The organism is Candidatus Omnitrophota bacterium, from assembly GCA_028715965.1.
GTDB lineage: Bacteria > Omnitrophota > Gorgyraeia > Tantalellales > Tantalellaceae > JAQUQS01.
Genome location: JAQUQS010000037.1, coordinates 1 through 9076, shown reverse-complemented (window position 1 = coordinate 9076; position 9076 = coordinate 1). Strand labels below are relative to the sequence as shown.

General features: G+C 51.8%; 1 protein-coding gene. It reads right to left on the bottom strand.

The genetic code is table 11. The features are described from left to right. Positions 1 to 9076: hypothetical protein (locus tag PHH49_08355; protein MDD5488949.1), on the bottom strand; the 9076-nt coding region annotated here is incomplete at both ends.

Sequence of the window (9076 nt, the reverse complement as noted above, 5' to 3'; positions counted from 1 at the left end):
AAGTTACTCGACACGGTGACCGTCCTTCCGGTCTTAACGTCCGAGGAATTATAGGTTACCGTGGTCGTCTGGGTGGCGTTCCCGCGCCTCTCTGCTATGGCGTCACCATACACGTTTGTTATCTCGCTGTAACCGGTGTATACTGTGGCCTTGCCGGTCCCTTCGTCCACCGCGTATTTACTTATTTTCTGCCTGAGAGCGTTACCATACCTGTCGTAGCTCAGGTACTCTATCACCTGACTGCCGGTTACCGATGTCATAGCTTCGTCGCTATATGACGTAACAACCGAACTCGCGACCCTGTCATGTATGTCGTGTCCCGCGTTAACTATATGCTGGGCTTCGCTGAACTTGAAAGTTCCATTATCATAGTAATATTTCAGTATGTCCTGCTCGAGCGCGTTGCCCTGCTCGTCGAAACTCGACGTCGTTATGACCTGTTTATCTATCGCGGTAGCCGGGTCCGGATTGATCTCTCCGGCCATCTGGTCGGTACCTAGCCTCGCCGAATACTTGGTTATCGTGCTTGTACCCACGTTACCGTCGGTGTTGATGTCGCCGTTAACTACCACCTTTACATCCAGTAGGCTGGTTTTCCCCGCGTCGGAATACGTCGCGATTCGTTGCTGCGTGGCTACCCCGCTCGAATGATAGCTCGAGTTCCGGATCTCCTGTACGTCCAGTAGCGTTCCGCCTTCCGCCGTATAAGTGAATATCTCCTGGTTCCGTATGTTATGCTGCGCGTCGTAGCTCCTATTGGTGAGCACCTGGTAGCTTACGACCTCGGGGTTAAGCCCGTTCGAGTCGGTCTGGCTGACCGTTATCCTCTGGGTGCCCGCATCGCCACGGTTATTTATGTTCTCATTGACTATCGTCGTTATCTTGGTGAGCCTCTCAGTCGCGCCGTCCATGACGTAGCTTGTTATAGTCTGGTCCTGGGCGTATCCGATAGCCGTGAAGTTGCTCGATACGGTGACCGTCCTTCCGGTCTTAACGTCCGAGGAATTATAAGTTACCGTGGTCGTCTGGGTGGCATTTCCGCGTCTCTCGGCTATGGGGTCGCCATACACGTTCGTTATCTCGCTGTAACCGGTGTATACTGTGGCCTTGCCGGTTGCCTCGTCTACCGCGTATTTACTTACTTTCTGACTGAGAGCGTTACCATACCTGTCGTAGCTCAGGTACTCTATCACCTGACTGCCGGTTACCGACGTCATGGCCTCATCACTATATGACGTAACAATCGAACTCGCGGCTCTGTCGCGTATGTCGTGCCCCGCGTTCACTATATGCTGGGCTTCGCTGAACTTGAATGTGCCGTCGTCATAGTAATACTTCAGTATGTCCTGCTCGAGCGCGTTGCCCCTGTCGTCGAAACTTGACGTCGTTATGACCTGTTTGTCTATTGCGGTAGCCGGGTCCGGGTTTATCGCCCCGGTCACCTGGTCCGTTCCCAGTCTCGCCGAATACTTTGTTATCGTGCTTGTACCCACGTTACCGTCGGTGTTGATGTCGCCGTTAACGATCGTCTTTACGTCCAGAAGCTGGGTCCTGCCAGTATCGGAATATGTTGCTATCGTCTGCCCGCAGGCTACCCCGCTCGAATGATAGCTCGAGTTCCGTATTTCCTGTACGTCCAGTAATGTTCCGCCTTCTGCCGTATAAGTGAATATGACCTGGTTCAGTATGTTGTGCTGCGCGTCGTAGCTCCTATTGGTGAGCACCTGGTAGCTTACGACCTCGGGATTAAGCCCATCAGCGTCCGTCTGGCTGACCGTTATCTTCTGCGTGCCCGCGTCACCCCTGTTATTGATGTCCTCATTGACTATCGTCGTTATCTTGGTGAGCTTTTCTACCGCCCCGTCCATGGCGTAACTTGTTATCGTCTGGTCCTTGGCGTATCCGATAGCAGTGAAGTTGCTCGATACGGTGACCGTCCTTCCGGTCTTCACGTCCGAGGAATTATAGGTTACCGTGGTCGTCTGGGTGGCGTTCCCGCGCCTCTCTGCTATGGGGTCACCATACACGTTCGTTATCTCGTTCTTGCCGGCGTATAATGTGGCCTCGCCGGTCGCTTCATCTACCGCGTATTTCCTGACCACTTGTGTAAGCACATTACCGTATCTGTCGTAGCTCGAGAATGTAATATCCTGTTTACCCGTCTGGGTCGTCATGGCAACGTCGCTGTAGCTGGTTATGACCGAGGTCGCCGCACGGTCATGGATGTCATGCCCCGTGCTCGCTATATGCTGGGCCTCGCTGAACTTGAATGCCCCGTCGTCGTAGTAATATTTCAGTATGTCCTGCTCGAGCGCGTTGCCCCGGTCGTCGAAACTCGACGTCGTTATGACCTGTTTGTCTATCGCGGTAGCCGGGTCCGGATTGATTTCTCCGGCCATCTGGTCGGTACCCAGCCTCGCCGAATACTTGGTTATAGTGGACGTTCCCACGTTACCGTCCGCGTCGATATCCCCGTTAACGATCGTCTTTACGTCCAGAAGCTGGGTCCTGCCGGTATCGGAATACGTTGCTATCGTCTGCTGTGTGGCTACCCCGCTCGAATGATAGCTCGAGTTTCGGATCTCCTGTACGTCCAGTAGCGTTCCGCCTTCCGCCGTATAAGTGAATATGACCTGGTTCAGTATGTTATGCTGCGCGTCGTAGCTTCTATTGGTCAGCACCTGATAGCTTACGACCTCGGGGTTAAGCCCGTTCGAGTCGGTCTGGCTGACCGTTATCTTCTGCGTGCCCGCGTCACCCCTGTTATTTATGTTCTCATTGAGTATCGTCGTTATCTTGGTGAGCCTCTCCGTCGCGCCGTCCATGACGTAGCTCGTTATGGTCTGGTTCTTGGCGTATCCGGCGCTTATGAAGTTGCTCGATACGGTGACCGTCCTGCCGGTCTTAACGTCCGAGGAATTATAGGTTACCGTGGTCGTCTGGGTGGCATTTCCGCGCCTCTCTGCTATGGCGTCGCCATACACGTTCGTTATCTCGCTGTACCCGGTGTATATCGTGGCTTCGCCGGTCGCCTCGTCTACCGCGTATTTACTTACTTTCTGACTGAGCGCGTTACCGTACCTGTCATAGCTCAGGTATTCTATATGCTGACTACCCGTTACTGTGGTCATGGCCTCGTCACTATATGACGTAACAACCGAACTCGCGCCCCTGTCATGTATGTCGTGCCCCGCGTTCACTATATGCTGGGCTTCGCTGAACTTGAATGTGCCGTCGTCATAGTAATACTTCAGTATGTCCTGCTCGAGCGAGTTGCCCCGTTCGTCGAAACTCGACGTCGTTATGACCTGTTTGTCTATCGCGGTAGCCGGGTCCGGATTGACCTCTCCGGCCATCTGGTCGGTACCCAGCCTCGCCGAATACTTGGTTATCGTGCTTGTACCCACGTTACCGTCCGCGTCGATATCCCCGTTAACGATCGTCTTTACGTCCAGAAGCTGGGTCCTGCCAGTATCGGAATATGTTGCTATCGTCTGCCCGCAGGCTACCCCGCTCGAATGATAGCTCGAGTTCCGTATTTCCTGTACGTCCAGTAATGTTCCGCCTTCTGCCGTATAAGTGAATATGACCTGGTTCAGTATGTTGTGCTGCGCGTCGTAGCTCCTATTGGTGAGCACCTGGTAGCTTACGACCTCGGGATTAAGCCCATCAGCGTCCGTCTGGCTGACCGTTATCTTCTGCGTGCCCGCGTCACCCCTGTTATTGATGTCCTCATTGACTATTGTCGTTATCTTGGTGAGCTTTTCTACCGCCCCGTCCATGGCGTAACTTGTTATCGTCTGGTCCTTGGCGTATCCGATAGCCGTGAAGTTGCTCGATACGGTGACCGTCCTTCCGGTCTTCACGTCCGAGGAATTATAGGTCACCGTGGTCGTCTGGGTGGCATTTCCGCGCCTCTCTGCTATGGCGTCGCCATACACGTTCGTTATCTCGCTGTACCCGGTGTATATCGTGGCTTCGCCGGTTGCTTCATCTACCGCGTATTTACTCACTTTCTGACTGAGCGCATTACCGTACCTGTCATAGCTCAGGAACTCTATCTGCTGACTGCCCGTTACCGAGGTCATGGTTTCATCATCATAGCTGGTTATGATCGAGGTTGCCGCCCTGTCATGAATGTCGTGCCCCGCGTTTACTATGTGCTGGGCTTCGCTGAACTTGAAAGTTCCATTATCATAGTAATATTTCAGTATGTCCTGCTCGAGCGCGTTGCCCCGGTCGTCGGAACTTGACGTCGTTATGACCTGTTTGTCTATCGCGGCCAGTGGGTCCGGGTTTATCGTCCCGATCATTATGTCCGACCCGATCCTGGCGGAATACTTGGTTATGGTCGACGTTCCCACGTTACCATCGGCGTCGATATTTTCATTAACGATCGTCTTTACGTCCAGAAGATGGGTCTTGTTAGCGTCGGAATACGTCGCTATCGTCTGCTGCATAGCTACCCCGCTCGAATGATAGCCCGAATTCCTGATCTCCTGTACGTCAAGAAGCGTCCCGGCTTCTTCCGTGTATGTGAATATCTCCTGGTTCAGTATGTTATGCTGCGCGTCGTAGCTCCTATTGGTAAGCACCTGGTAGCTTACGACCTCGGCGTTAAGTCCGCTCGAGTCGGTCTGGCTTACCGTTATCTTCTGCGTTTCCGCGTCTCCCCTGTTATTTATGTTCTCATTGATTATCATCGTTATCTTGGTGAGCTTTTCCGTCGCTCCATCCATAATATGACTGGTTATAGTCTGCTCCTGAGCATATCCAGCGCTCGTAAAATTGCTCGATACGGTGACCGTCCTTCCGGTCTTCACGTCCGAGGAATTATAGGTGACCGTGGTAGTCTGGGTGGTGTTCCCGCGTTTCTGGGCCACTACGTCGCCATATACGTTCGTTATCTCATTGTACCCGGCATATACTGTTGCCTCTCCGGTTGCCTCGTCTACGGTGTATTTACTTACTTTCTGGCTAAGCGCGTTACCATACCTGTCATAGCTCAGATACGCTATATCCTGCCTGCCCGTTACCGAGGTCATGGCTTCTTCATTGAAACTGGTTATGACCGAGTTTGTGGCCCTATCATGTATATCATGCCCCGTGCTCGCTATATGCTGGGCCTCGCTGAACTTGAATGCCCCGTCGTCGTAGTAATATTTCAATATGTCCTGCTCAAGCGAGTTACCCCTGTCGTCGAAACTTGATGTCGTTATGACCTGCTTGTCTATCGCGGTAGCCGGGTCCGGGTTTATCACCCCGGCCATAACGTCCGTTCCAAGCCTGGAGGAATACTTGGTTATCGTAGTTTTTCCCACGTTACCATTGACATCGATATCATCATTAACGATCGTTTTTAGATCCAACAGGTCGGTCTTGTTCTTGTCGGAATATGTAGCTATCACCTGAGCTAGTACCGCTCCGCTAGAATGATACCCGGAGTTGCGTATTTCCTGTACGTCCAGTAATGTCCCGCCTTCCGCCGTATATGTGAATATCTCCTGGTTAAGTATGTTATGTTGTGCGTCATAGCTCCTATTCGTAAGCACCTGGTAGCTTATAGCCTCGATGTTCAGGCCGTCCTCATCTGTTTGTTTTATGGTTATTTTCTGCGTTTCCGCGTCACCGCGGTTATTTATGTTCTCGTTGACTATCGTTGTTATCTTGGTGAGCTTTTCTACCGCTCCGTCCATGACATAGGTGGTAATTGTCTGGTTCTTGGCGTGTCCCGCAGTTGTGAAGTTACTTGACTCCGTGACCGCCCTGCCGGTCTTTATGTCACTTGAGTTATATGTGATACTGGTCGTCTGGGTGGCGTTCCCTCGCCTCTGTGCGACCCCATTGCCATATACATTGGTTATCTCATTGTATCCGGCATATACGGTTGGCTCGCCGGTCGCTTCATCTACCGTGTATTTGCTTACTTTCTGGCTGAGTGCGTTACCATACCTGTCATAGCTCAGGTATTCTATGTTTTGCCGGCTTGTGGCGGTTGACATAGTTTCATCACGGTAACTCGTTATTGCTGAGTTTGCCGCTCTGTCGTGGATATCATGGCCTGCGCTTACGATATGCTGAGCCTCGCTGAACTTGAATGCCCCGTCGTCGTAGTAATATTTCAGTATGTCTTGCTCGAGTGAGTTACCCCTGTCGTCAAAACTCGACGTCGTTATGACCTGCTTGTCTATCGCGGTCTCCGGGTCCGGGTTTATTGCTCCGGTCATAAGGTCCGTACCAAGCCTCGCCGAATACTTGGTTATGGTAGTCTGGCCCGCGTTACCATTTACATCAATATTATCGTTCGTTATCGTTTTTACATCCAGTAATGCCGTCTTGTCCGCGTTGGAATATGTCGCTATCACCTGTTGCATTACAGCGCCGCTTGAATGATAGCCCGAATTGCGTATTTCCTGTACGTCCAGGAGCGTCCCGGCTTCTTCCGTGTATGTAAATATTTCCTGATTCAATATGTTGTGCTGAGCATCATAGTTCCTGTTCGTGAGCACCTGATAACTTACTACCTCCGGATTCAGTCCGTCGGCGTCCGTTTGGCGAAGAGTTATCTTCTGCGTTTCCGCGTCGCCGCGGTTATTTATGTTCTCGTTAACTATATCGGTCACCTTGGCGAGCTTTTCCACCGCTCCGTCCATCACATAGGCGGTTATAGTCTGGTTCTGGGCGTGTCCGGCGCTCGTGAAATTGCTCGATACCGTGACCGTCCTACCGGTCTTTATGTCGCTTGAGTTATATGCGATTGTGATCGTTTCTGTCGCATTCCCCCTTCTTTGTGCCGCCGGGTCTCCATACACGTTCGTTATCTCGCTCTTACCCGCGTATACCGTCGCTTCTCCGGTAGCTTCATCGACCGTGTATTTCATGATACGCTGGCTTAGAGCGTTACCGTACCTGTCATAGCTCAGGTATTCTATGTCTTGCCTGCTCGTAACGGTCGCCATAGATTCATCACTGTATGTCGTTATGGTCGAATTTGCCGTTCGATCATGGATGTCATGGCCGGCGTTCACTATATGCTGGGCTTCGCCGAATACGAAAGATCCGCTTTCATAGTAATATTTCAATATGTCCTGTTCGAGCGCGTTGCCCCTGGAGTCGAAACTCGACGTCGTTATGACCTGTTTGTCTATCGCGGCAAGTGGGTCCAGGTTTATCGCCCCGGCCATAACGTCCGTTCCGAGCCTGGCCGAATATTTGGTAATTGTGGTAGTGCCAACGTTGCCGTCGGCATCGATATTCTCGTTAACTATCGTCTTTACGTCCAGAAGCTCGGTCTTAGCTGTATTGGAATATGTTGCGATCGTCTGTTGCATTGCTACCCCGCTTGAATGGTAGCTGGAGTTCCTGATCTCCTGTACGTCCAGGAGTGTTCCGCTTTCTTCCGTATATGTGAATATCTCCTGGTTTATGACATTATGCTGCGCGTCGTAGCTCCTGTTCGTGAGCACCTGGTAACTGATGACCTCGGGATCCAGCCCATCAGCGTCCGTCTGGCTCACCGTTATCCTCTGTGTGCCCACGTCACCGCGGTTGTTTATGTTCTCGTTAACAATATCGGTCACCTTCGTGAGCTTCTCCACCGCTCCGTCCATCACATAGGCGGTTATAGTCTGATTTTGGGCATGTCCGGCGCTCGTAAAGTTACTTGACTCCGTGACCGTCCTGCCGGTCTTTATGTCACTTGAGCTATATGTAACAACTGTCGTTAATGTCGCGTTTCCTCTTCTTTGAGCCGCCGGGTCACCGTACACGTTCGTTATTTCGCTGTACCCTGAGTATACCGTCGCTTCTCCGGTCGCTTCATCGACCGTGTATTTCATGATACGCTGGCTTAGAGCGTTACCATACCTGTCATAGCTCAGGTATTCTATGTCTTGCCTGCTCGTAACGGTCGCCATGGATTCATCGCTATATGTCGTTATAGTCGAATTTGCCGTTCGATCATGTATATCGTGTCCGGAATTTCTTACATGCTGGGCTTCGCCGAAGACAAAAGATCCGCTTTCATAGTAATATTTCAGTATGTTCTGCTCTAGCGCGTTACCCCTGTCGTCGAAACTCGACGTCGTTATGACCTGTTTGTCTATCGCGGCAAGTGGATCCGGGTTTATCGCTCCCGCCATAACGTCCGTCCCGAGCCTCGATGCGTATTTGGTTATGGTGGTCGTACCCACGTTCCCGTCCGCGTCGATATTCTCGTTAACTATTGTTTTTACGTCCAGAAGCTCGGTCTTACCTATATTGGAATATGTCGCTATTCGTTGCTGTATCGCTACCCCACTCGAATGGTAGCTTGAGTTCCTGATCTCCTGTACGTCCAGTAATGTCCCGCCTTCTTCCGTATATGTGAATATCTCCTGGTTTATGACATTATGCTGCGCGTCATGATCGCGATTGGTAAGGACCTGGTAACTTATGACCTCGGGATTCAGCCCATCAGCGTCGGTCTGGCTTACCGTTATCCTCTGAGTGCCCGCGTCGCCCCTGTTATTGATGTTCTCGTTAACTATATCGGTCACCTTTGTGAGTTTTTCCGCCGCGCCATCCATTACGTAGGCGGTTATAGTCTGGTTCTGGGCGTGTCCGGTGCTCGTAAAATTGCTCGATATCGTGACCGTCCTGCCGGTCTTTACGTCCCCTGAATTATATGTAATAGCGGTCGTTTCAGTGGCGTTACCGCGTCTCTGGGCCACCGGGTCCCCGTACACGTTCGTTATCTCGCTGTACCCAGCGTATACCGTTGCTTCTCCGGTAGCTTCATCGACCGTGTATTTTCTGATCCGCTGGCTGAGGGCGTTACCGTACCTGTCATAGCTCAGGTAATCGATCTCCTGTCTGCCGGTTACCGCCGTCAGGCCGGCGTCACTGTAGCTGGTTATGGCCGAGCTGGCCGCCCTGTCATGAATGTCGTGGCCAGCATTGGTTATATGTTGCGCCTCGCCGAACATGAACGAGGCATCTTCGTAATAGTACCTTAGTATGTCCTGTTCGAGCGCGTTGCCCCTGTCGTCGAAACTCGACGTCGTTATGACCTGCTGGTCTATCGCGGCAAGTGGGT